At 46.6% G+C, this 24,870-nt stretch carries 31 protein-coding genes; all 31 read left to right on the top strand.

Annotated features, from left to right (window positions below; all coding sequences use genetic code 11):
• Positions 1-2 precede the first annotated feature (2 nt).
• The 31 genes from fliG (at position 3) to frr (ending at position 24,858) form a co-directional block, all read left to right on the top strand.
• A complete protein-coding gene (gene fliG, locus KNQ09_RS07060) occupies positions 3-1,010 on the top strand; it encodes a flagellar motor switch protein FliG (protein WP_050677479.1) in 1,008 nt (335 codons plus the stop codon).
• Positions 994-1,731, top strand: a complete 738-nt coding sequence (locus KNQ09_RS07055; RefSeq protein WP_214858019.1) for a FliH/SctL family protein — start codon at positions 994-996, stop codon at positions 1,729-1,731. The genes fliG and KNQ09_RS07055 overlap by 17 nt, the downstream gene beginning before the upstream one ends.
• Positions 1,724-3,037 (top strand): flagellar protein export ATPase FliI, encoded by a 1,314-nt coding sequence (gene fliI, locus KNQ09_RS07050; RefSeq protein WP_029342073.1) that lies wholly within the window; start codon positions 1,724-1,726, stop codon positions 3,035-3,037. The genes KNQ09_RS07055 and fliI overlap by 8 nt, the downstream gene beginning before the upstream one ends.
• A 12-nt stretch (positions 3,038-3,049) precedes the next feature.
• Positions 3,050-3,484: a flagellar export protein FliJ gene (locus KNQ09_RS07045; RefSeq protein ID WP_214858017.1), complete on the top strand. Its 435-nt coding sequence runs from the start codon at positions 3,050-3,052 to the stop codon at positions 3,482-3,484.
• Positions 3,481-4,026: a MotE family protein gene (locus KNQ09_RS07040; RefSeq protein ID WP_050677477.1), complete on the top strand. Its 546-nt coding sequence runs from the start codon at positions 3,481-3,483 to the stop codon at positions 4,024-4,026. Before KNQ09_RS07045 ends, KNQ09_RS07040 begins: the two co-directional genes overlap by 4 nt.
• 13 nt (positions 4,027-4,039) lie before the next feature.
• Complete coding sequence (locus KNQ09_RS07035; RefSeq protein ID WP_214858015.1) at positions 4,040-5,158, top strand: flagellar hook-length control protein FliK; 1,119 nt, start codon at positions 4,040-4,042, stop codon at positions 5,156-5,158.
• Entirely contained in the window at positions 5,151-5,621 is a 471-nt protein-coding gene (locus KNQ09_RS07030; RefSeq protein WP_029342069.1) for a flagellar hook capping FlgD N-terminal domain-containing protein, read from the top strand. Before KNQ09_RS07035 ends, KNQ09_RS07030 begins: the two co-directional genes overlap by 8 nt.
• On the top strand, positions 5,621-6,475 hold the full coding sequence (gene flgG / locus KNQ09_RS07025) for a flagellar basal body rod protein FlgG (protein WP_029342068.1): 855 nt from the start codon (positions 5,621-5,623) through the stop codon (positions 6,473-6,475). The genes KNQ09_RS07030 and flgG overlap by 1 nt, the downstream gene beginning before the upstream one ends.
• Entirely contained in the window at positions 6,472-6,708 is a 237-nt protein-coding gene (locus KNQ09_RS07020) for a flagellar FlbD family protein (protein WP_029342067.1), read from the top strand. Before flgG ends, KNQ09_RS07020 begins: the two co-directional genes overlap by 4 nt.
• Positions 6,683-7,132, top strand: a complete 450-nt coding sequence (locus tag KNQ09_RS07015; RefSeq protein WP_029342066.1) for a flagellar basal body-associated FliL family protein — start codon at positions 6,683-6,685, stop codon at positions 7,130-7,132. The genes KNQ09_RS07020 and KNQ09_RS07015 overlap by 26 nt, the downstream gene beginning before the upstream one ends.
• Positions 7,133-7,141: 9 nt before the next feature.
• Positions 7,142-8,125: a flagellar motor switch protein FliM gene (gene fliM, locus KNQ09_RS07010; protein WP_029342065.1), complete on the top strand. Its 984-nt coding sequence runs from the start codon at positions 7,142-7,144 to the stop codon at positions 8,123-8,125.
• 1 nt (position 8,126) lies between these two features.
• Entirely contained in the window at positions 8,127-9,260 is a 1,134-nt protein-coding gene (fliY, locus tag KNQ09_RS07005) for a flagellar motor switch phosphatase FliY (protein ID WP_149427590.1), read from the top strand.
• A gap of 12 nt (positions 9,261-9,272) precedes the next feature.
• Positions 9,273-9,638 carry a response regulator gene (locus tag KNQ09_RS07000; protein ID WP_029342063.1) on the top strand — a complete coding sequence of 122 codons (366 nt, stop codon included), beginning with the start codon at positions 9,273-9,275 and terminating at the stop codon, positions 9,636-9,638.
• On the top strand, positions 9,635-10,126 hold the full coding sequence (locus KNQ09_RS06995; protein WP_133207502.1) for a flagellar biosynthetic protein FliO: 492 nt from the start codon (positions 9,635-9,637) through the stop codon (positions 10,124-10,126). The genes KNQ09_RS07000 and KNQ09_RS06995 overlap by 4 nt, the downstream gene beginning before the upstream one ends.
• Positions 10,123-10,791, top strand: coding sequence for a flagellar type III secretion system pore protein FliP (gene fliP / locus KNQ09_RS06990; RefSeq protein WP_029342061.1), 669 nt, complete (start codon positions 10,123-10,125; stop codon positions 10,789-10,791). Before KNQ09_RS06995 ends, fliP begins: the two co-directional genes overlap by 4 nt.
• An 11-nt stretch (positions 10,792-10,802) precedes the next feature.
• Complete coding sequence (fliQ, locus tag KNQ09_RS06985; protein ID WP_023468705.1) at positions 10,803-11,075, top strand: flagellar biosynthesis protein FliQ; 273 nt, start codon at positions 10,803-10,805, stop codon at positions 11,073-11,075.
• On the top strand, positions 11,072-11,839 hold the full coding sequence (fliR, locus tag KNQ09_RS06980) for a flagellar biosynthetic protein FliR (RefSeq protein ID WP_029342060.1): 768 nt from the start codon (positions 11,072-11,074) through the stop codon (positions 11,837-11,839). Before fliQ ends, fliR begins: the two co-directional genes overlap by 4 nt.
• Before the next feature lie 4 nt (positions 11,840-11,843).
• On the top strand, positions 11,844-12,935 hold the full coding sequence (gene flhB / locus KNQ09_RS06975) for a flagellar biosynthesis protein FlhB (protein ID WP_214858013.1): 1,092 nt from the start codon (positions 11,844-11,846) through the stop codon (positions 12,933-12,935).
• A gap of 14 nt (positions 12,936-12,949) precedes the next feature.
• Complete coding sequence (gene flhA / locus KNQ09_RS06970) at positions 12,950-14,974, top strand: flagellar biosynthesis protein FlhA (protein WP_214858011.1); 2,025 nt, start codon at positions 12,950-12,952, stop codon at positions 14,972-14,974.
• A gap of 3 nt (positions 14,975-14,977) precedes the next feature.
• Positions 14,978-16,021, top strand: coding sequence for a flagellar biosynthesis protein FlhF (locus KNQ09_RS06965; RefSeq protein WP_149427587.1), 1,044 nt, complete (start codon positions 14,978-14,980; stop codon positions 16,019-16,021).
• Complete coding sequence (locus KNQ09_RS06960; RefSeq protein ID WP_214858009.1) at positions 16,018-16,872, top strand: MinD/ParA family protein; 855 nt, start codon at positions 16,018-16,020, stop codon at positions 16,870-16,872. Before KNQ09_RS06965 ends, KNQ09_RS06960 begins: the two co-directional genes overlap by 4 nt.
• Before the next feature lie 21 nt (positions 16,873-16,893).
• Positions 16,894-18,897 (top strand): chemotaxis protein CheA, encoded by a 2,004-nt coding sequence (locus KNQ09_RS06955; protein WP_133207499.1) that lies wholly within the window; start codon positions 16,894-16,896, stop codon positions 18,895-18,897.
• An 11-nt stretch (positions 18,898-18,908) separates the two neighbouring features.
• Positions 18,909-19,337 carry a chemotaxis protein CheW gene (locus tag KNQ09_RS06950; RefSeq protein WP_029342054.1) on the top strand — a complete coding sequence of 143 codons (429 nt, stop codon included), beginning with the start codon at positions 18,909-18,911 and terminating at the stop codon, positions 19,335-19,337.
• Positions 19,330-19,938 carry a chemotaxis protein CheC gene (locus KNQ09_RS06945; protein WP_029342053.1) on the top strand — a complete coding sequence of 203 codons (609 nt, stop codon included), beginning with the start codon at positions 19,330-19,332 and terminating at the stop codon, positions 19,936-19,938. The genes KNQ09_RS06950 and KNQ09_RS06945 overlap by 8 nt, the downstream gene beginning before the upstream one ends.
• Positions 19,931-20,413, top strand: coding sequence for a chemotaxis protein CheD (locus tag KNQ09_RS06940; protein ID WP_029342052.1), 483 nt, complete (start codon positions 19,931-19,933; stop codon positions 20,411-20,413). The genes KNQ09_RS06945 and KNQ09_RS06940 overlap by 8 nt, the downstream gene beginning before the upstream one ends.
• Positions 20,414-20,426: 13 nt before the next feature.
• A complete protein-coding gene (locus KNQ09_RS06935; protein ID WP_047393832.1) occupies positions 20,427-21,200 on the top strand; it encodes a FliA/WhiG family RNA polymerase sigma factor in 774 nt (257 codons plus the stop codon).
• Between the two features lie 11 nt (positions 21,201-21,211).
• Positions 21,212-21,640 carry a hypothetical protein gene (locus KNQ09_RS06930; RefSeq protein WP_214858007.1) on the top strand — a complete coding sequence of 143 codons (429 nt, stop codon included), beginning with the start codon at positions 21,212-21,214 and terminating at the stop codon, positions 21,638-21,640.
• A gap of 129 nt (positions 21,641-21,769) precedes the next feature.
• Entirely contained in the window at positions 21,770-22,504 is a 735-nt protein-coding gene (gene rpsB, locus KNQ09_RS06925; protein WP_012370721.1) for a 30S ribosomal protein S2, read from the top strand.
• A gap of 82 nt (positions 22,505-22,586) precedes the next feature.
• On the top strand, positions 22,587-23,468 hold the full coding sequence (tsf, locus tag KNQ09_RS06920; protein ID WP_023468693.1) for a translation elongation factor Ts: 882 nt from the start codon (positions 22,587-22,589) through the stop codon (positions 23,466-23,468).
• 111 nt (positions 23,469-23,579) lie between these two features.
• Positions 23,580-24,299 (top strand): UMP kinase, encoded by a 720-nt coding sequence (pyrH, locus tag KNQ09_RS06915; RefSeq protein WP_029342047.1) that lies wholly within the window; start codon positions 23,580-23,582, stop codon positions 24,297-24,299.
• A 1-nt stretch (position 24,300) separates the two neighbouring features.
• Positions 24,301-24,858, top strand: a complete 558-nt coding sequence (gene frr, locus KNQ09_RS06910; protein WP_058704863.1) for a ribosome recycling factor — start codon at positions 24,301-24,303, stop codon at positions 24,856-24,858.
• Positions 24,859-24,870 lie beyond the last annotated feature (12 nt).

Below are 24,870 nucleotides of genomic sequence, written 5' to 3'. Positions count from 1 at the left end.
AGATGAAGAAGCTAGAAATGAACAGTCGGGAAAAGGCTGCGATTCTCATGATTTCGTTAGGTCCTGAAGTCGCTGCCAGTGTATATAAACATTTATCGGAAGAAGAGATGGAATGGTTGACCCTTCAAATCTCAAGTATGAAACGAGTCGATCCAGAAGATAAGTTAGTCGTTCTCGATGAGTTTCATGAACTAGCAATGGCGCAAAACTACATCACTCAAGGTGGAATTGGGTTTGCTAAATCGGTTCTTGAGAAGGCGCTTGGTGAAGAAAAGGCGATGGAACTCATCTATCGCCTGACATCGACGTTACAAGTCCGACCGTTTGAGTTTGCACGAAAGGCAGACCCAAAACAGCTATTGAACTTCATTCAAAATGAACATCCGCAAACAATCGCGCTTGTTCTTGCCCATCTTGATCCTGCCAAATCAGGACAGATTCTCTCGGAGCTACCGGCAGAAGCACAATCCGATGTAGCACGGCGGATTGCGACGATGGACAGAATGAACCCGGAGATCATTAGCGAAGTAGAGCAAATTCTCGAACGGAATTTGTCACAAGCAGGCATGCAAGATTTTGCGCAGTCTGGCGGTATCGAGGCGGTCGTTCAAGTATTGAACGGGGTCGACCGGACAACGGAACGAACGATTCTCGATACGCTCGAGATTCAGGATCCAGAACTCGCAGAAGAGATCAAAAAACGGATGTTCGTCTTCGAAGATATCGTCACGCTCGATGCACGGGCGATTCAGCGCATCATTCGCGAAGTATCGAACGAAGATCTACTGTTGGCACTCAAAGTATCGTCAGACGACGTCAAGGATATGGTCTACCGCAACATGTCACAACGGATGGTCGAATCGTTCAAAGAGGATATGGAATTCATGGGTCCTGTTCGTCTCCGAGACGTCGAAGAAGCACAAAGTCGAATCGTCGGAATCATCCGCCGCTTAGAAGACATGGGTGAGATCGTCGTGGCTCGTGGTGGAGGAGATGATATTGTTGTCTAACGTCATCAAAAGACAAGCTGTGATTGAACGACAGGAACGAACACTCGTTCAAGTCCGAAATGCTCAGGAAGAATCGGCAATCGTTCCAGATACGTTCTATGAAGAGCGGATGGCAGAAGGTCACGCTGAACTAGAACGTCTTCGCCAGGTGATGGTTCTAGAGTTTGAACAGCGTCAGCGTGAGTTTGAACAAGAACGTCTTCAGGCATTAGAGGAAGCACGTCAACGAGGATATGAAGAAGGACACCAGGCTGGATTTGAAACAGGACGTGCGGAAGGACAAGCAACGTTCGAAGAGCAAATCGCAATGACAAATACGTTTACTGCACGAATCGAAGAGCAAAATCAAGAGCGATTGATGCGATTGGAACATGAATTGTGTGTGCTTGGACTCCAGGTGACGCATCAGTTTCTAGAGCAGTTACATGATGAAGAAGAAGAGGCATTATACCAATTATTACATCAGTTGATCATTCAGTTCCGAGATCGTGAAAAGATCATTATCTACGCTTCACCAGCGGATTTTGAACGGGTTGTTCTGCTTGAAGAGCAACTCCAAGGTGTTCTAGGTGCCAATGCGACGATTCAATTACGATTTGATCCAGCGCTTAAAGCACGCGATTATCGGATCGACTCGGAGAATGGAGCAATCACAGGTGGTTTGACAAGTGGCTTTGAAGCCCTACAAACCAAAATCAAAGAGGTTTTACATCATGTTTAACGTAAATGCGATTCAAGCCGCAGTTCGAGAAATTCGTCCGGAAGAACTCGTTCAGCATTCCGGAAAGGTCGTACAAGTGATTGGATTGATGATTGAATCACGTGGACCAACGGCTGTCGCAATCGGCGAGCGTTGTTTGATCCAAATTCAACAACGGCAGACGATTGAAGCGGAAGTCGTCGGTTTTAGAGAAGGTCACGTCCTACTCATGCCGTATGGTGAAACGACATCGATTGCTCCAGGCTCGATTGTTCTTGCGACAGGAAAACCACTCCACGTCCCTGTAGGGGATGAACTGATCGGTAAGGTGCTCGATGGTCTAGGGAGACCACTGGATGGGGAGTCATTAGAAAATTTACGTACGACATCAATCGTTCGTAAACCACCTAGTCCGTTGGAGCGACCTCGTATCAGTGATGTTCTCTCGACGGGCATCCGTGCCATCGATGGGCTACTAACAGTCGGTCAAGGGCAACGCGTTGGTTTATTTGCAGGATCAGGAGTTGGGAAGTCGACACTACTCGGTATGATTGCAAAACGATCGACAGCAGACATCAACGTCATTGCCTTGATTGGTGAACGAGGACGCGAAGTCAAGGAATTCGTGGAGGCAGAACTCGGTGAAGAAGGAATGAAACGCTCCATCTTGGTCGTAGCGACAAGTGATCAACCGCCACTTGTTCGTCTAAAAGGCGCCTATACGGCAACAGCCATCGCCGAACATTTTCGGGATCAAGGTAAGAATGTGGTCTTGATGATGGACTCTGTCACACGTTTTGCGATGGCACAACGAGAAATTGGTCTTGCGACAGGTGAACCGCCTGCGTCAAAAGGGTATACACCAAGCGTTTTTGCTCTTCTTCCTCAGTTACTCGAACGTAGCGGGAAAACGCAAGATGGGTCGATTACGGCTTTTTATACTGTGCTCGTCGATGGAGACGACATGAATGAACCGATTGCTGACGCTGTACGAGGGATCTTAGATGGTCATTTCGTTCTTGATCGTAATCTTGCGAACAAAGGACAGTTTCCGGCGATTCATGTCTTACGATCCATCAGTCGTGTCATGAATCAAATCACGACTGCTGAACAAAAGACAGCTGCCGTCGCATTTCGCCAGCTGTTATCGACGTATCTTGATTCGGAAGACTTAATCAATATCGGCGCCTACAAAAAAGGGACGAACCCAGAAATTGATCGTGCCGTTGATAAATATCCGGAGCTGATCCGTTTTTTAAAACAACAAATCCATGAAGACAGTGACTTCGAAAAAGCTTGTCAGCAACTCATGGCAACGATTCAGTAAGGAGGACGGAAGATGAAGACGATTTATGAACGAATCATTCCTTTGGCTGAAGCAGAGAAAGATCGCGTCGCAAAAGAATTGAGCCTTCATAAAAAACAATATGAGATTGAAGTCGAAAAACTATACCATCTGCTCGTCCGATATGAATCCTTTCTGAAAGCGCAAGATGAGATTGGCATCGTCGAATTAACGTCTTCGCAATATCGGGAGCGGGCTCGAGATGTCGTGAAACAAGAAATCGAACGGCAACAACTGTACGTGACACAATCGAAAAATCGCTATGAACGCGCACAGGAAGCACTCGAACGAGCATTGATCGAGGAGAAGAAGTTTAGTTGTCTGCAGGAGAATCATACGGTTGAAACAAAACGAATCGAAGCATTGACGGAACAAAATCAATTAGATGAACTGGCATTGTTACAGTTTGGAAGAGGACGGATGATATGAGTGAAAATAAAACGTCAAAAGGATGGATCTTACCTTTATTGATCATCCCTTTGATTTTAATCTTGCTGACAGCTTATTTCGTATTAAATTATGCGAATGGACGTCCACTGCTATCCTTACCGTTCGCAACGGAAAAAACGACTACGAATCAAGCAAATCCGTCAGCAGAACTCGAACGTCGTCTGAAAGTAGCGAATCAAGAAATCAAGAAACTACGCAATCAAAGCAAGGAACAATCGGATACTTTAAAAGCTAAAGAACAGGAAGTCGAACGTTTGATTGCAGAACGAGATCGTTTAAAACAAACACCGACGCCCGCGACGACGGATCAAACGAAGACGACGAAGAAAAAAGCAGCATCTGTGACTGATGTCTATGCTGAAATGGCACCAAAGGATGCTGCGCTCATCTTAAACGAACTCAGTCCGACAGAAGTCGTACCGATCATCGAGGACATCGATGCGGAACAACAGGCGGCGATCATTGCCAAGATGGATGCTAAAAAAGCGGCGGCCTTAACACAGCTACTCGCGACGAAGTAAGGAGGGAAGCCAGATGAACATGACGGAAGTAATACAATCATCCTCCCCGAACTTGAATACTGGAACAGGGAAAAAAGGAGAGATGACCACGGTTGGTGGTCAATTTGCTTCGTTACTGGATTATCTGACAAAGTTACCAACAACGTCATCGTCACCGGTCTCAGCTGATTTGACAGCACTCGAGACGAAAGTGGAGACACCACTATTACCGGATTGGATACAAGAACTCGTAGATCAACCGGACGAGCTTCTCTCTTTACTGAAACAACCGGAAGTAGAGGCGTTAAAACAAGAACCGAAGAAAATGGAACAACTACTAGCGTTCGTCAAACAATTGCTTGAGGGAAATGTCGAGCAGGCGAAAAATCAGTTCGATCAATTGCCACCATTGCTTCAGCAAGTCGTCTTGCAGACAGTAACGAACGATACGATCAAAATGAAAGATCATCATACGAACAACTTAAAACAACCATTACTTACTACGATTGAAGGAGACATTTCCGCGTTGCCTGTGAAACAGACGCTCCCGCAAACTGGTCCTATTGTCGAAGCGCTCAAGTCGGACACTGTAGCTGTAGCTGAGCAGGCAAAAGGAAAGACACCGCTTCCGTTGGTATTCGCTTCACTCATGCGAAAAGCGACCATGGCCGTTGATCCAGAAGGAAAAGCCGCGCTGACTCCAATGAGCATGCCGATTTACAAGGGTACCCCGTTGCAAACGATTCGTCCAGTGCCGCTACCCGTACCAGAACAGATTCAACAACGGATTGAAGCTGCACTTCAACAGGCACCGTTCTTAAAAGGTGCTGACCGGTCAACTCGATTGTCGATTCGTCTTTATCCAGAACAGCTTGGAGAGGTCGTCGTTCAACTCGATCGTAAGGAGGGGGCATTGACCATCAAACTGTTTGCGAGTACTGAACAAGCGAAACAATCGATCGAGCAACAACTCGGAAAATTGCAGACAGCTTTACACCAGCAGACGCCGGTCGTGAAGATCGAGACGGGGATGATCGCATCTAGTGCACGGGAGTTTCAACAGTCCTTCACACGTGATCAGCAGGAGCATGAGTCCCCTTATCAAGAAACACCCGCTCCAGTAGAGGAAGAAGAGGAGGAAGACGATGACTGATGCAATCAAAACAGATGGTACTTCATACCAGCTTCCTGAAAAGTCACAAGTACCGACGAATAAAGCAATGGATAAAGATATGTTCATGAAAATTCTGATTGCCCAGCTGTCGAATCAGGACCCGACGGCACCAATGGAAGATAAGGATTTCATTGCTCAGATGGCGCAGTTTTCTTCACTTGAACAGATGCAAGCAATCGGGAAGACGATGGACACGATGGTCTTGAACCAACATGCGACGGCGTTATTATCCTACAGCAATCTGATTGGTAAGAACGTCAGTTATGAAGCAGAGTCAAAGACGACCGATGCTTCTGGAGCAGAACAGACGACGACCGTCGAAGAGACAGCCAGTGTCGTTAGTGTAAAACGGGATGGGCTGGATATCATGGCCGAATTATCGAACGGAAAACAGATTAGTGTATACGAGTTGACGCAGATTCAATCAAAGGAGGAAAAATAATGTTACGTTCAATGTATTCAGGAATCAGTGGGCTTAAGAACTTCCAGACGAAACTGGATGTCGTCGGGAATAACATCGCGAACGTCAACACGTTCGGTTATAAAAAAGGACGGGTGACGTTTAAGGATCTCGTCAGCCAATCGGTTGGTTCATCATCCGGTGCAGGCGGCAATGTCGGTGGGACGAACCCGAAACAGGTCGGTCTTGGAGCATCGATGTCAACAGTCGATAATGTGTATAACCAAGGTGCGCTTCAAAATACGGGTCGCGTCCTCGATGTCGGGATTTCTGGGGAAGGATTCTTCCAAGTCGTCACGGCGGAAGGGATTCGTTATACACGCTCGGGTAACTTCTATACCGATCTTGAAGGAAACTTGGTTACCGGCGACGGAAACTATTTGATTGGTAGTGACTCTCAAGCAATTGCAGATGGCGAGACACCACCGGTACCCCTTCCGGAAGCAGGTGGCGCAGGATTCCAAAAACTAAAAGTACCAACGGATGCACGTAACTTATCAATCGGTAAAGACGGTCTCGTCACTTACGTCGATACGACAGGAGCATTACAAAACGTCGGTTATATCACGATCGCGAACTTTGCTAACCCAGGTGGTTTAGAAAAATCAGGTGTCAACGTGTTCGCAGCGTCGCAAAACTCAGGTGAGCCAGTACTTGGAACACCGAGCTTGAACGGAATGGGTCAATTGACATCTGGAACGCTCGAAATGTCAAACGTCGATTTATCAGAAGAATTCACGGAGATGATCATTGCCCAACGTGGTTTCCAAGCGAATACGCGAATCATTACGACTTCTGACCAAGTTCTTGAGGAATTGGTCAACCTGAAACGATGATTACGCTAACGACATTACGTAATGCACCACTCGTACTAAACGCTATTCTGATTGAATCTGTCCGTTCCACTCCGGATACGACGATTCAACTCGTTGGCGGACAGATTTATGTCGTGAAGGAATCAATAGAAGAGGTCAAGGCAATCGCAATCGCTTTTTATCAACAAATCGGATTAGCGGGCTTGAACAGTGTAAGGAGGCTCGAAGATGGCCGAGGAAAAGAAGAAGAGTAAACTAAAAATCCCTTTAATCATGATCATTGTCGCAGCACTGATGGTTGGGGCAGGTTATATGATCATGAATTACTTTTTAGCTAATGATACGACAGAAGCAAAAGTCGAACAGCCGACGGGTGAAGAACTTGATGCACGAAGTCTTCAGACAGACGACTTGACGACGAACATCGCAGACGAACGGTTCTTGAATGTCCAATTCACGATCGTTACAGACGATCAAGCAACGCGTGATGATTTAGAATTACGAAAGTTTCAAATCAATAACATCATCTTAGGTGATTTATCTGCGATGAAAAAGTCGGACTTAGACTCAAAAGCGGATATGGAGAAGCTCGAAGAACGGTTACGGATGCAGTTCAAGAAGCTCATCCAAGAAGGTGATGTCCAGCGTGTCTATACGACGAAAAAAATCATCCAGTGAGGTGGCAGCATGAGCGAAGTATTATCCCAACATGAAATCGATGCCTTGCTATCAGCCATTTCAAGCGGAGATATGGAAGTCGAGGAAATCCGAAGCCAAGAGGAGCAGCGCCGTGTCAAAGTCTATGACTTTAAACGAGCGCTTCGCTTCTCAAAAGATCAATTACGGAATTTGACGCGTATCCATGAACAGTTCGCCCGAGTGTTGACGACGCATTTTTCTGCACAACTTCGGACGTACGTCCAGTTCACGGTCAATACAGTCGAGCAACTCCCGTACGATGAATTCATTCATTCTATTCCGAACATGACATTGATCAATCTTGTGAACCTTCATCCGCTTGATGGAAAAGTCTTGTTCGAAGTCAATCCGAACATTGCTTATGCGATGCTCGATCGATTACTTGGAGGACCGGGTGAAGGGATGAACAAGATTGAAAATTTGACGGAGATCGAGACGCGTATTCTGACACAATTGTTCAAACGTGCCTTCGTCCAATATGGCGCCGCTTGGGAATCGGTGACGGAAGTCGAGGCGGAGTACGACGATTTAGAAATCAATCCGCAGTTTCTACAGCTCGTTTCTCCGAATGAGACGGTCATCCTCGTATCGATTTACGTAACGGTTGGAGAAGTGAGCGGTACGTTGAATGTCTGTTTGCCATTCGTGACCCTTGAATCCGTTCTTCCGAAATTATCAAGTCATTATTGGATGCAACAAGAAAAGCGAACGACAGCAGATAATCAAGAGTCTGAACACATGCAAACGCAGTTGATGAGTTCCGTCGTCGATTTAAAAGCAGTGCTCGGCCAAACAGAGCTATCGTTTGGTGAATTGTTACACCTCGAAGTAGGCGATTGTTTATCCCTGAAGACGCGAGCCTCGGATGCCGTCGATGTATTCGTCGATGACCGGAAGATGTTCAAAGCCCGACCGGGACTAAATGGGAAACACCTCGCTTTGCAAGTCTTACAACGAATTGAGGAGGAATAACATGAGCGATATGCTTTCGCAAGATGAAATCGATGCGTTGTTACGCGGAACGCCATCAAACGATGAACCGCAAGATTCGGACGCAGAGGAAATATTAGATGATATGGAAATCGATGCGCTAGGGGAAGTCGGAAACATCTCACTTGGGAATTCAGCAACGGCCTTATCGGCATTGTTGAATCAAAAAGTAGAAATCACGACACCACATGTTCGGATGATTTCGATGGAAGAATTACGAAGTCGTTATCCGATTCCGCACGTCGCGTTGCGTGTCGGCTATACAGAAGGATTTAAAGGAGAAAATGTCCTGATCCTGACACAGCGAGATGCTTCTGTCATCGCGAACCTGATGATGGGAGGCGATGGTGTCATTGATGAATCGCTGGAGATGGAGCCGATTGCTCTATCTGCTGTACAGGAAGCGATGAATCAGATGATGGGAGCTGCTGCGACATCGATGTCGACAGTGTTCTCCATGCGAATCGATATCTCACCACCTGCTGTTGAAATTTTTGATTTTTCACAAGATAAGAGCATTGTCGATAGCTTTTCTCTTTGGGAGAACATGGTCATCATCGAGTTTGATCTGAAGATTGGCACGATGATCGATTCAAAAATCGTTCAATTAGCACCACTGGATTTCTCGAAACAATTGATTCAAAAACTCTTTAGCGCGAGTACGACTCAACAAGCAGAACCTGCACCACAAGCAACGGCACAAGCGCAACCAGAACAACCACAACCACAAGCGCAACCGACACCGGCACCAGCGATGGAACAACGAACGGTCGTCCCACCACCTGAACCGAAAGCAACGCCAGTCGGTGTCAGTCCAGTTCAATTTAGTCAGTTAGGTGAGATGGAAGTAGAGGGCACGCCAGGAAATATCGGAATGTTATATGATGTTCCGTTGAACGTCACGGTTGAGTTAGGACGGACACGCCGCTCCGTTCGTGACATATTGGAATTAACACAAGGTTCTGTCATCGAGCTGGATAAACTGGCAGGGGAACCAGTTGACGTTCTTGTCAACAATACATTGATCGCAACGGGTGAAGTGGTCGTCATCGAAGAGAATTTCGGTGTACGCATTACGGAAATCGTAAATACAAAAGAACGTCTTCGGATGTTCTAAGGAGGAACTAATATGAGTGCAAAAGTATTAATCGTAGACGACGCCGCTTTCATGCGGATGATGATCAAGGAAATTCTATCGAAGAACGGCTATGATGTCGTCGGTGAAGCAGAAAACGGACGCGAAGCGGTCACGAAGTATAAGGAATTGACACCAGACCTCGTCACGCTAGACATTACGATGCCTGAGATGGACGGAATCTCTGCGCTTAAAGAAATCAAAGCATTCAATCCTGCCGCTAAAGTCATCATGTGTTCAGCGATGGGGCAACAGTCGATGGTCATCGACGCGATTCAAGCAGGTGCAAAAGATTTCATCGTCAAACCGTTCCAAGCGGATCGTGTGCTTGAAGCGGTCTCGAAAACTGTCTCGTCATGAAAAAAGTGACTTTGCTGATTTGTCTTCTGTTTCTGCTGACACTTCCTGTACAGGCTGAAACGGTCGAAGAAAAATTAAATCCAACCAAGAACGATGCACCGACGACTCAGCAAGTCGATGAGAGTCCTTCCATGGCATTGACCATCTTTAAAGGAGTCGTCGTTCTCGTCGTCTTGATCGGCGGATTCATCCTCGTGACACGTTTTATTCACGAGCGGACGCGAGGCGTCAGACATTCCGGACGATTGACCCATCTAGGTGGTGTACCACTTGGTAAGGATCGATCGGTTCAGTTAGTGAAAGTGCAGGATAAGATTTATGTCGTCGGTGTTGGTGAGAACGTGCAACTCTTAGACACGCTGGACGATTTAGAGGGATACGAACCGACGGATCTTGAAGAGGCATCTTCGAAATCAGCACCTTCACCATTTCTTGAGACGTTCAAACAACAACTCGAGCAACTGCAGAAGAATCGAGGGCGCTCATGAATACGATTGAAAACCTGATCTCACTCGATACTCCGTCAGGAACAGCAACATCGATTAAACTGCTCGTATTACTGACGTTGTTATCACTGGCGCCCTCGTTACTAATCTTAATGACTTGTTTCACGCGTGTCGTCGTCGTGTTGTCGTTCGTCCGTTCGGCTCTCGGAACACAACAGACGCCGCCGAACCAGCTACTCGTCGGACTGGCCTTATTCATTACGCTTTTCGTCATGTCGCCCGTCATATCGGAATTAAACACGACGGCTTTAAAACCATACATGGCTGATAAAATTAGTCAAGATGAAGCGTTTGATAAAGCAGGAGATACGATGAAACGCTTCATGTCGAAGCACACGCGAACGAATGATTTAGAACTATTCTTAAAATACGGTAATTATGAAAAACCGGAAAAGATTGAAGATATTCCACTCGTCGCACTCGTTCCAGCATATGCGATTAGTGAATTGAAGACAGCCTTCCAAATCGGCTTCATGATCTTCATTCCTTTCCTTGTCATCGACATGGTCGTCTCGAGTGTTTTGATGTCGATGGGAATGATGATGTTACCGCCAGTCATGATTGCGTTACCGTTTAAATTGCTGTTATTTATTTTAGTCGATGGCTGGCACCTGATTGTTGAATCACTGCTCGTCAGTATGCGTTAGGGGGAGAAAAGATGACTCAAGAAATGATTATTCAGTTGGCGAGTTCTGCTGTCTGGACATTACTCAAAGTATCGGCCCCCTTGTTACTCGTCTCGCTCGTCGTCGGTCTGCTCGTCAGTATTTTGCAGGCGACGACGCAGATTCAGGAACAGACGTTATCGTTTGTTCCAAAGATCGTTGCCGTGTTTTTAGCACTCGTCTTCTTTGGACCTTGGATTATGCAGGAGTTACAGACCTTTACGATTGATCTATTCAAACAAATCGCTGAGGTTTCCCGAAAATGACATTACTTTCTTTCCTGAGTGTTTTTCTGCTCGTCTTTGGACGGATCGTCGGTTTTCTCGTTGCGGCGCCTTTGTTTTCATCAAGACAATTACCAGCGCAACATAAATTAGCACTTGCAGCGGGTCTTGCTTACTTTGCGAGTTACGCCGTGAAGACGGACGTTCGTGTAGAAGACTTCGATTTTTTCTTTCGGATGGGAACGGAAGTCTTAGTGGGTCTAGCTCTTGGCTTACTTGCCAGTTTTTTATTATACGCCCCACAAATTGCGGGTTCGATCATTGACTTACAGATGGGTCTTGCGATGGCTTCCGCTTATGATCCGATGTTTGGCGGACAGTCACCAATCGTCGGACGATTTTATTACATGCTGACGTTACTCGTCCTGCTCGCTTCTGATATGCATCTCATTTTACTGGACGGCATCTATACGAGCTTTCAGATCTTTCCGCCGGGCAGTCTGATTGCGGTATCAGGCGACGCAGGAATGAGTTTGGTCATCCGTGTCGTCGGACTTGCGATGTTGACTGCCTTACAAATGGCGATGCCACTTGTCGTTTCACTCTTTTTAGTGGATCTCGCACTTGGTTTCTTAGCGAAAACGGCACCCCAGTTCAACATTTTTGCGATTGGTTTTTCCGTCAAACTGTTAATGGGATACGCGATTCTGTTTTTATTAGCAGGAGCGACGATCACAGGAATCGGTCGATTCGTTCCATTGTTGCAAGATGTACTTGCAGACGCCATTCGATTACTAGGAGGTTAAGGACATGCATTCATATCGATTACGCCTTGATCTTCAGTACTTCGCTGGTGAGAAGACGGAAAAAGCGACACCTCGAAAGCGGGATGACTCGCGTAAAAAGGGACAGGTCGCAAAATCAGCAGATTTAACGAGTAGTTTTATGTTATTCGCGATGTTTCTTGTTCTCTATTTTTTCGGTCCATTTCTAGGACGGCGATTCGTACTCGTCCTACAAGATGGTCTCAGTGCAAGTCAAGTTCTGCAAGCTGTTGAAGAGGGACGAATTGAACAGATTTTAGTCGAGATGCTGATACAAATGGGGATTTTAGTCGCCCCCTTCTTTTTAACAGCGGTCGTCATCGGGATCCTTGGAAACTTCGTTCAGATTGGTGTGCTCTTAAGTGGTGAGGCGATTCAGCCGAAGCTGGACCGGATCAATCCGCTTCAAGGCGTCAAACGGATCGTTAGCGTTAAAGCACTCGTCGAGTTTTTGAAATCCGTTTTTAAACTGTTAGTCATCGGTGTCACGAGTGGCACTGTTCTGTGGAATAACAAGGTCGAGATTTCGAGGCTGACCTCGGAACCAATCGGCGATGCGTTAGCTATCATTGGTCATTTAACATTTTTGCTCGGTTTGTCGGTCAGTATCGCCTTGATCGCGTTAGCCATTCTGGACTTCGCATATCAAAAATTTGATTTTGAAAAGTCGATTCGAATGAGTAAACAGGATTTAAAGGATGAGCATAAGAACACGGAAGGTGACCCTCAAATCAAAGGAAAGATTAAACAACAACAACGGGAGATGGCGATGCGGCGGATGATGCAAGAAATACCGAATGCCGACGTCGTCATCACGAACCCGACCCATTATGCGGTAGCGATTCAATACGATGACGGAAAACATATGGCACCGATCGTCGTTGCAAAAGGCGTAGATGCTGTCGCGTTCCGGATTCGGGAGAAGGCGACAGTAGCTGATGTCCCGATTGTTGAAAATCGTCCGCTGGCGCGGGCGTTGTTCGCTCAAACAGAGATTGGTATGGCAGTGGATGAAACGTTCTATCAGGCGCTCGCTGAAACACTCGCCTTTGTCTATCAACTGAAACAAGCAAAATGAAAGGATGAAGCATCATGAGTATATCAACACGAGATTTAACGGTTCTGCTAGGCGTCATCATGATCGTCTTCATGCTCGTCATTCCACTGCCCGCTATCATGCTCGATTTTTTAATCATCATCAATATCTTAATTGCTTTGATGGTATTACTCGTTGCGATGAATGCCAAAGAGGCACTTGAGTTTTCTGTATTTCCGACGTTGTTATTGATCGTCACCTTGTTTCGTCTGGCACTTAACGTCTCGACGACACGGGCGATCCTATCAAACGGAAATGGTGGCGAAGTCATTGAAGCATTCGGTGACTTCGTCGTCGGCGGAAATGCGCTCGTCGGATTCGTCGTCTTCTTGATTCTCGTCTTGATCCAGTTCCTCGTCATCACGAAAGGTTCGGAACGAGTTTCGGAAGTGTCGGCACGTTTTACGCTTGATGCGATGCCCGGAAAACAGATGGCAATCGACGCCGACTTGAACTCCGGCATGATTGACGAAGTGCAAGCCCGGACCCGCCGCCAAAAAATTCAATCGGAAGCAGACTTTTATGGGGCGATGGACGGGGCCTCGAAGTTCGTTAAAGGAGATGCGATCGCTGGTATCATCATCGTCATCATTAACTTGATCTTCGGAATGATCATCGGTGTCGTTCAGCAAGGCTTACCGATGGCGGAGTCAGTCAAATTGTATACGTTGTTAACAGTTGGGGACGGTCTCGTCAGTCAGATTCCAGCACTGTTGATTTCGGTTGCGACCGGAATCATCGTCACGCGCTCGACATCCGACGGAAATCTTGGTGAAGATGTCATCGGTCAATTGACACGCACACCATTACTTGTCGGAATCGCAGCTGGAGCAATCTTCTTACTCGGGCTATTTACTGCGATTCCCGATTACGTCACGATGCCGATTGCAGCGTTATTTGGCTTCTTCGCTTGGCGAATGAAGCAGACGACGAAGACGATGCAAGAAGAGGTCGCCGTTGAGGAAGCGCCGAGCGAAAACTTGCGTTCGAGTGAATCGGTCATTTCCTTACTGAATGTCGATACGATTGAATTTGAATTCGGTTACGGTTTGATTCCACTCGCTGATGAAGCGCAAGGTGGCGATTTACTCGATCGTGTCGTCATGATTCGTCGGCAGCTAGCACTCGAACTTGGATTCGTTCTACCGACCGTTCGGATTCGTGATCATCTGCAGTTATCACCGAACCAGTACCGAATCAAGATTCGCGGAAGTGAGATGGCAAGTGGTGAGCTATTACTGGATCATTATTTAGCGATGAGCCCGGGTGTCGATGATCCAGAAATTCGAGGTATTGAGACGGTTGAGCCAGCCTTCGGTATGCCGGCGCTCTGGATCGATGAACAGACACGCAGTCGAGCAGAGATGTCAGGCTATACGGTCGTTGATCCACCATCCGTCGTTGCGACACATTTAACGGAGCTCTTGAAGAAACATGCAGCTGAGTTACTCGGTCGAGAAGAGACGAAACAGTTGGTTGATCATTTGAAGGAATCCCATCCGATTTTGGTCGAGGAAGTAACACCACAACTGTTATCAATCGGGGAACTTCAAAAAGTATTCGTTCAATTATTAAAAGAAAAAGTCTCGATTCGAAATCTACCATTGATTTTCGAAACGCTCGCGGACTATGCAGCTGTGACGAAAGACAGCGAACTGCTTGCTGAATATGTCCGTCAATCCTTATCGCGTCAAATTACGGAACAAGTCATGCAAGGAGATGTCTTACATGTCGTGACGGTCTCGAGTGAGATGGAACTGGATATCCAGTCGGCCATCCAAAAGACGGAGTTCGGAAATTATTTAGCGCTTGATCCCGAAAAAGCGACACGTTTCATCGAGACATTGCAAGAGAGGGCAGCGGAATTCGAACGGTACGGGGCGCATCCGATCATCCTGACTTCTCCAAGTATCCGGATGTTCGTCCGTCAATTGACAGAACGGTATTTTCCAGATATTCCGATTTTGTCTTATAACGAATTAATGCCGACGATTGAAGTTAAGAGTATTGGGGTGATTTAAGCGATGATAGTCAAAAAAGTCACGGCGGATTCCGTTAGCGAAGCCATGGAACGCATCAAACGCGAACTCGGTAACGATGCCATCATATTAAATACTCGCCATATCAAAGTGGGCGGATTCTTTGGCTTATTTGCGAAGAAAAAAGTGGAACTGGTTGCATCGGTGGATGAACATGTGTCGAACGAACCGATCGTCTCGAAGCAAGCAACGAGTCGGAAGGACATTGTGGAAACCATCCAACCGATCCCCGTGCGTCCGACGATCGTTACGGTCGGCGAACGACCATTGCCAAAAGAATTGCGACATTATGCGCCGCTGTTGGCAGAACCAGCGTTACAACAAGTGTCTGAACGATTGCATGAGCGATTACTAACTGCGTATTATCAAACGCAGCAAACGGAATTAACCGATCTCTTGACGGAAGAAGTGAAGTCGGCATTGCGCGTGACGCCGTCGACTGCACGTTATGTCATGTTAACAGGACCAACTGGCGTCGGAAAGACGACAACCATCGCTAAACTCGCTGCGCATCATACGCTCATCAAAAATCAACGAGTCGGTCTCATCACAACCGATACATACCGGATCTCAGCGATTGAACAACTGAAGACATATGCCGACATATTAGGTATTCCGATTCATGTTGCATACGACCTGGAAGATTTCGAACGAGCGAAGCAGGCGCTAACGTCATGCGACATCGTACTTGTCGATACAGCGGGACGGAATTTCCTTGACGAAGCATATGTAGAGCAATTACGAAGTCGTCATGACTTTGAGGATACGGATGTATTTTTAGTTCTTAGTTTGACATCGAAATATCGAGATTTATTACAGATCCACGATCGTTTCAGTAAGATTCCCTTATCAGGGATCGTATTTTCGAAAGCAGATGAAACAAGTGAACTGTGGTCGATGTTTGGACTTATGACAGAGACGGAGTTACCAATCTATTGCGTGACAACGGGTCAAGAAGTGCCAGAAGACATCACGTTCGCTACGGCGGATGAGTTATCCCGAATGATCGTCGAGAGAGGGATGAGATGATGCGAGAAGATCAAGCACGTGTCTTACGATCAAAAGTGACCGTCAAGGAAACGAAGACGATTGCCATCGTGAGTGGAAAAGGTGGCGTCGGAAAAACGAATGTCGCGGTGAATCTTGGCGTGGCATTATCGTTACAAGACAAACGAGTACTCTTGATTGATCTTGATATCGGGATGGCGAACATTGGTATTCTATTCGGTAAATCATCGAAGTCATCCTTGATGGAATGCGTCAAACGACGAGAATCACTCCAGCACGCAATCGTTGAACAGTCGCCATCCCTTCATTTCATTCATGGCGGGAGTGGATTTGCGGAACTGACGAATCTGACGAAGGAGGATGTCGTGTTCCTACTGCGGGAATTCCAATTTTTCTATGAGTATGATTTTGTGTTGCTCGATTTAGGAGCCGGCGCCAATCATCAGACGTTCGATTTTATCAGTAGTGCAGACGAAGCCTGGTTGATCGTCACGCCAGAGCCGACTTCAATCATGGACGGTTATGCGTTCGTCAAACTGGCACACCATCATGCGACGGATCTTCCGATTTCCGTAGTCGTCAATCGGGCGACGAATGGTGGAGAAGCACTTGAAACGTTTGATCGACTAGCGCTCGTCAGCCAACAATTTTTACAAAAGCCACTGCGCTTTACCGGTTTTTTGCCGGAAGATCCGACAGTCGTCAAAGCAGTCAAGGCACAGATGCCATTTTACTTGATGGATCGAACGAGTGACGTCAGTTGGCGACTCGATCATATCACGACGTCTCTAACAGGTGTACAAGTCAAAGAACGGAAGTTTTTAGATCGATTGTTACATCGTCTGAAAAAACGAAAAGATCATGTCCGTTAAGATTAAAGGAGGGTATCAGTCATGGACTTAAATGAATATGTGGGGTTGTTCCTCGATGAGTCGATGGAGCATTTACAAGCTATTAACACAAGCTTATTGGTTTTTGAAGAACGATTAGACGATGAAGCGGTCATCGATCAAATTTTCCGTTCTGCCCATACGCTAAAAGGGATGGCAGGAACGATGGGATATGATGCGATCGCTGATTTGACGCATGAGATGGAGAGCGCCCTTGATTTAGTCAGATCAAAGAAACAACCCGCTACAGCTGAGTTGATCGATGTCCTATTCGTTGCTGCTGAGCAACTGGAAACGATGGTAGAAGACATCAGTCGCGGTGGAAAAGGGAAACTTGACGTTACGGAAACAGTGAGACGATTACAGCAGTTCATTCGTCCCGAACAAGAAGAGATCATTTCGGTTACGCCATCAACTGCACCATCAACATTCGAATGTGATGTCTATTCGGAAGCGGTCGTCAAACAATCGATTGCGTCCGGTTATCAAGCCTATATCGTCCAAGTCGAACTTTCAGCAGACGTCATCTTAAAAGCGGCACGTGTCTACATGGTCTTTGATCGTTTACAACAGCTCGGAGATGTCATTTTGTCGAATCCGACATCTGATGAACTGGAGCAAGAACATTTTGAGACGTCATTCTCTGTTTTATTCGTGACACAACAAGAGCAATCGGTCATTCAAGAGGCGGTTGCCTCGGTTTCTGAAGTCGCAACAGTAACGATGGACGTGTTCGAAGCAACACCAGAAGCAGAGGTGGCGACATCCACCCTTCCACAGGAAGTGCCGGTTGCGACATCAGTACCTGCACCAATAGCTTCACCGGATTCACCAGAACAGACAGATCTATCTGTGCCTGTCGCTTCGAAAACGATTCGTGTCAATCTCGAGCGGATTGATCGTTTGATGAATCTGTTCGAAGAGTTCATCATCGACCGCGGACGTTTGGAGCGTATTGCAGCAGAAGTCAGCTCACCGGAATTGACAGATACGGTCGAACGGATCAAACGGGGCACGAACGAATTGCAATCACTCGTTTTAACGTTACGAATGATGCCGATCGAACAAGTATTCAACCGCTTCCCACGAATGGTGCGTTCCGTTTCGAAGGATGTCGGAAAACATATCAAACTACACATTACAGGTGCTGAGACGGAACTTGATCGCACAGTCATCGATGAGATTGGTGATCCACTTGTCCACTTGATCCGTAATGCGATCGATCATGGAATTGAAAACAAAGCGGAACGGATTTTAGCGAATAAGCCGGTCGAAGGAAATCTTTCGCTTCGTGCCTACCATTCAGGAAACCGAGTCTTCATCGAGATTGAAGATGATGGAGCAGGTATCAATCACGAACGTGTCACACGGATTGCGATTGAAAAAGGATTGATCACAGAAGAAGAAGCGATGCAATTAACGATCGAAGAGGCTTCGATGCTGTTATTCGCACCTGGTTTCTCGACAGCAGAAGAAGTCACGGACTTGTCTGGTCGTGGTGTTGGTCTCGACGTCGTCAAATCGAAGATCGAATCATTGGGTGGAGAAGTGTTCGTTGAGACACGCCGCGGAGAAGGAACGATTTTCCGTATCAGTTTACCATTGACGCTCTCGATCATCTCAGCCATGCTCGTTGAGCTCGGACAAGAAACGTATGCAATTCCACTGACTGCCATCATCGAGACGACATCTTTACGTAAATCGGCGATCCTGCAAGCGCACCGGGAAAAAGTATTTGATTTCCGTGGACAATTGGTTCCACTTATTTCGCTGAATGAAGTTTACGGATTGCCACAACATGAGGCAGAAGCCTATTCGGTCGTCGTCGTCCGGAGTGGCGAAAAATTAGCAGGGTTGATCGTATCCGAATTGATCGGTCAACAGGAGATCGTCATGAAGCCACTCGGTAGTTATCTAGAAGGCATCCGTGCCATTTCTGGCGCGACGATTCTTGGAGACGGACAGGTCGCATTGATCATTGACAGCAATGCACTATTACGGAAGTGAGGGGAACGAAGATGGAACAAAAATGGGTTGTTTTTCAATTAGAAGATAATGCATACGGTATTGATGTACAGTCTGTTCGTTCAATCGAACGGCTCATCCCGATCACACGGATTCCGAACGCTGCATCTTATGTCAAAGGAGTCATCAATTTGCGAGGTGTCGTCACCCCCGTGATTGACCTGCGTGCCCGTCTTGGATTCGAATTAATGGAAGAAACGGAAGAAACACGTATCATCATCGCCACTTTGGAGCATGGGGACGCTGGATTCATCGTCGACCGGGCAAACGAAGTCGTCGAATCAACGGATGTTCGGATTGAACCGCTCAGTGAACAAAAGCAGGAGGATGCCTCGTATTTGACTGCAGTCGCAAAAGGCGATCAGCAATTATTTTCGTTGATTGAACCGAATCGCTTATTTGAGGACATCGTTCATGCTTAATCCAAACGAACGGGACATTTTACGGGAAGTCGGCAACATTGGAGCTGGTCACGCAGCGACAGCACTTTCGACCTTACTTGGACAACCGATTGAGATCGAGGTACCTTCCGCTGAACTTGAGGATTTCACGACGATCATCGAGCGAAGTGGAGGAGCGGAAACGTATACCGCTGGTGCATTGTTACGTTTTTCTGGCGATATTCAAGCAACGTTACTTTTTTTGATGCCACTTCGTGATGCAGAGAAGCTCGTGAGCCAATTGATGCAGACGGAATTCCACTTTTTTTCCGATTCCCACGAAATGGGGGTTTCTGCTTGGGAAGAAATTGGGAATATTTTAATAGGAGCATATGCTCGGGCTATCTCCGATTGGCTTGATTTATCGTTACATGTCAGTGTTCCTGCATCAGCGTTTGATATGGTTGGTGCGTTACTTGAAGTAGCCTTACTTGAATCTACGACTCCAGGCAATATGGCTGTCTATATCGACACGCACTTGTCTAGTGCAGGAAACGATTTGACCGGACATTTACTTTTGTTGCCTGAAGCGAACGCCTTTCAGACGGTCTTCGAACGATTGGGTGTGGACTTGAATGGATGAAATCGTACGGATTGGGATTGCGGAGTACGCCATCAGTAAACGCCCCGTCATTTTACGGACAGCGGGTCTTGGATCGTGCGTAGGCGTTGTCATCTATGACCAGGAACGAGGGTTATCGAGTATGGCGCATGTCATGTTGCCTGATTCAGCGATCAGTCGGAATCGGGAGCTTGAAGTCGGAAAGTTCGCGGATACGGCAATTCTAGAGGTAGCCCGCGAATTACGAGCAAGTGGAGCCATCCGATTACGTGCGAAGATTGCGGGAGGGGCTCAGATGTTTCAATTTAAGTATGAACATGAATCAATGCGGATTGGTGAGCGAAACATCGCTGCGGTCAAAGCAATGCTTCAACAAGTCAAAATTCCACTCGTTGCCGAAGATGTTGGCGGCACGAATGGACGAACGATCGAGTTCCACTCACAATCAGGGCGTCTCGTCATCCGGACGGTGAATGTCGGGACGCTGGAAATCTAGAGGAGGAATGGTCATGCGTGAGGAATTACAACAACTTTGGGATCGATGGCTGACCACACGCGATATTGCGGTGGCAGACCTGTTACTTCACAATTATGAACCACTTGTTCAATACCATGTTCAGCGTTTAAGTGCGACGTTGCCTAAAAGTGTCGATCGAGACGAGTTGAAAAGTTTAGGGATGATGGGATTGTACGATGCGCTTCAAAAATTCGATCAAAATCATAATAATAAATTCGACACGTATGCCGCCTTTCGGATTCGAGGAGCTATTTTAGATGGGCTTCGTAAAATCGATTGGTTACCACGTTCCTTACGGGAAAAAGCAAAACGGGTCGAGGCAGCCGTCGAGATCCTTGAACAATCTTTGCAACGGACGCCGACATTAGACGAAGTCTCTTCCATCGTCGACATGACACCGGACGAGGTCAAGGGTGCTTTAGCAGAAAGCTATTTTGCGAATGTATTATCGATCGATGAAGCAGTCACGCTACAGGATGAGGGGAAGGCGATGACCGTCTCCTATTTAGATCCAGATACTGCTACACCGGAAGATATGTTATTAATGCGGGAGTTGATCGCTAAACTGGCAGAGGAAGTCGAAGGGTTATCCGAAAAAGAACAACTTGTCGTCTCGTTGTTCTATTATGAAGAATTGACGCTTACTGAAATTGGAGAAGTCCTCGGGCTCTCGACTTCCCGTATTTCACAAATCCATTCAAAAGCGCTTCGTAAGTTGAAGAATGCGCTCGGAAGTGCCTACTTAGCAGATCGTGTCGCCATGTGAAAGGAAGAATTATGACTGTCGTTTATATTTTATTAGCTGCTCTAGTCTGTTATGCGCTGCTGGTGTTGTTTCGCCAGCAGGCAGCGCTTAAAGACCGAATTACCCGGTTGGAACGTGAAAAGAATGAGACGGAACAAGTGTTGCTTCATTTCATGGAGAACGTCAACGCCATGACGGAGACATCCGTAATTGAAGCGAACGAACAGGTTGATCAAGTACCGAACGCGTCTCCACAGATGGTGAAGGCGGCTACATACGAGAACTCGGAAACCGTCGAAATCGAGCGATCCATTTCAAAAGAACCACCGTTAACAGATGTCAAGCAGGCGCTACGAGAAGGAGCGGATCTTGAGACGCTTGCAAGGTCTTTGAATCGGGGGACGGGCGAGGTTGCTTTGATTGCTAAACTTTCTCATCAAACGAAGGTTGCCCCTCGGTAATCTTTATGCTATATTAGTCTACGGTGTTAATTACGCACGCATGTATCGCCAGCTGCGGTGCCTTTAATAGGTTAGCTGGACAGACGATCATCGCGGAGGACATCCAAAACCCAAAAGGAGGAATTCATCATGGCAGTAATCTCGATGAAACAATTGTTAGAAGCTGGTGTACACTTCGGTCACCAAACACGCCGTTGGAACCCAAAAATGGCAAAATACATCTTCACAGAACGGAACGGAATCTACATCATCGACCTTCAAAAAACGGTCAAAAAAGTAGACGAAGCATACAACTTCATCCGTGAAGTAGCGTCAGAAGGCGGAAACGTTCTTTTCGTTGGTACGAAAAAACAAGCTCAAGACACTGTGAAAGAAGAAGCGATCCGTGCAGGTCAATACTTCATCAACGAACGTTGGTTGGGTGGAACTCTCACGAACTTCTCTACAATCAAAAAACGTATCAACCGTTTGAAACAACTCGAAAAAATGGAAGAGAACGGTACATTCGAAGTTCTTCCTAAAAAAGAAGTCATCATTCTTAAAAAAGAAATGACTCGTCTTGAGAAATTCCTCGGCGGTATCAAAGATATGCCAGGCGTTCCGGATGCACTCTTCATCGTTGACCCACGCAAAGAGCGTATCGCGATTGCAGAAGCACACAAACTCAACATCCCAATCGTTGCGATTGTTGATACTAACTGTGATCCAGACGAAATCGACTACGTCATCCCAGCGAACGACGATGCGATCCGTGCAGTCAAATTGCTCACTGGTAAAATGGCTGACGCAATCCTCGAAGTTAAACAAGGCGAAGATAACGTAGCACCTGAAACTACTGAAGAAGTAGTAGCAGACGCTGAGTAATTCGTGATGCCAGGTGATAAAGGGAATCGACCTTTTATCACCTTTTTTTTGAAACTAAGGATGTTATAAGGAGGAATATCGAATGGCTATTACAGCAGCAATGGTTAAAGAACTTCGTGAAAAAACAGGTGCAGGTATGCTCGACTGCAAAAAAGCACTCGTTGAAACTGACGGTGACATGAACGCAGCAGTAGATTTCTTGCGTGAAAAAGGGATTGCTAAAGCAGCAGCAAAAGGCGATCGTATTGCAGCTGAAGGGTTGACTGCAGTTGCAGTTGACGGCAACAAAGCGGCACTCGTCGAAATCAACTCAGAAACAGACTTCGTTGCGAAAAACGAACGTTTCCAAACACTCGTTCAAAACATCGCAGACGCTGTTCTCCGTAACGGTTCTGAGACAGCAGAAGCTGCTCTTGCTTCTGAATACGAAGCAGGTAAAACAATCGACACATACATCTCAGAAGAAGCTTCAACAATCGGAGAGAAAATCTCACTCCGTCGCGTAGCGCTCTTCACAAAAGCAGATGATGCAGTCTTCGGTTCTTACCTCCACATGGGTGGACGCATCGGTTCAGTCGTCGTCATCGAAGGTACGACAGACGAAACAGTTGCAAAAGACGTTGCAATGCACATTGCAGCAGCACGTCCACTTTACGTTGACCGTACTTCTGTCACAGAAGAAGAAAAAGCACGTGAAGAAAAAGTCCTCACTGAGCAAGCATTGAACGAAGGAAAACCAGCTAACATCGTTGAAAAAATGATCGTTGGTCGTATGAACAAGTTCTTCGAGGAAATCTGCCTCGTCGATCAAACGTTCGTCAAGGATCCAGACTTCAAAGTTGGTAAATATGTAGAATCTAAAGGCGGTAAAGTCGTGTCATTCGTACGCTTCGAAGTTGGAGAAGGTATGGAAAAACGCGAAGAGAACTTCGCTGAAGAAGTTATGAACCAACTTAAAAAATAAGAATCGGGATCATCCTGATGACAAGAGAAGGAACACGTATGCTTCAATCCACTTTCGTGTGGAAGTGGTTCGTGTTCCTTTTTTACGGAATTTAGCAAGGGGGACATAGTCATGCAACCGAAATATAACCGGATTGTGTTAAAATTGAGCGGAGAAGCGCTCGCAGGAGATCAAGGGTTTGGGATCAATCCTGTCATCGTCAAATCTATCTCGGAACAGATTCGCGAATTAGTTGAATTGAACGTCGAAGTAGCGGTCGTTGTCGGAGCTGGAAACATTTGGCGTGGCAAAACAGGTGCAGAACTTGGGATGGACCGGGCCAACGCCGATTATATGGGGATGTTAGCGACAGTCATGAACTCGCTTGCGCTTCAAGACAGCTTAGAAGATGTAGGTGTTGAAACACGTGTTCAAACATCAATCGAGATGCGCCAAGTAGCAGAACCGTACATTCGTCGCCGTGCGATGCGTCACCTCGAAAAAGGACGTGTCGTCATCTTTGCAGCAGGTACAGGGAACCCGTACTTTTCGACAGATACGACAGCTGCTCTTCGTGCAGCTGAAATTGAAGCAGAGGTCATCTTGATGGCGAAAAATAACGTCGATGGTGTGTACTCAGCTGACCCGAATGTTGATCCAGAAGCGAAGAAATTCGAAACGCTCTCTTACTTGGATGTCTTAAAGGATGGACTTCAAGTCATGGATTCTACAGCAACATCACTTTGTATGGACAATGACATCCCGCTCATCGTCTTCTCGTTGATGGAAGAAGGTAACATCAAACGTGTCGTCATCGGTGACGAAATCGGGACAATCGTAAGGGGGAAATAATATGTCAAAAGAAATTTTAAAACAAGCCGAAGAACGGATGGAAAAAGCACATCTTTCACTTAAGAAAGAACTTGCGACACTCCGCGCTGGTCGTGCGAACGTTGCGATTTTAGATCCCGTTCAAGTCGAATACTACGGTGCACCGACACCGCTCAATCAAGTAGCGAACGTCAACACACCAGAAGCACGTCTGATCTTGATCACTCCATGGGATAAATCAATGGTCAGCGAGATTGAAAAAGCGATTCAACGTGCTGATCTTGGTCTTGCGCCATCATCTGATGGTACGGTCATCCGTCTTGCGATTCCACCACTAACGGAAGAGCGTCGGAAGGAACTCGTCAAACTCGTCAAGAAGTATACGGAAGAAGGTAAGGTTGCCCTCCGTAACATTCGTCGTGATACGAACGAGCAGTTAAAGAAACAAGAAAAAGATGGTGCATTGACAGAAGATGATTTGCGTGGATACACAGAAGATGTTCAGACGTTGACAGACAAGTTCGTTAAACAACTTGATCAGACAGCAACGGAAAAAGAACAAGAAATCATGGAAGTATGACGCGACGGATCG

The sequence above is a fragment of the Exiguobacterium sp. s191 genome, assembly GCF_018618955.1.
GTDB classification, from domain to species: Bacteria; Bacillota; Bacilli; order Exiguobacteriales; family Exiguobacteriaceae; genus Exiguobacterium_A; species Exiguobacterium_A abrahamii.
Note: the sequence above shows the minus strand (reverse complement) of the source record. Positions and strands in the feature narration are given on the sequence as shown.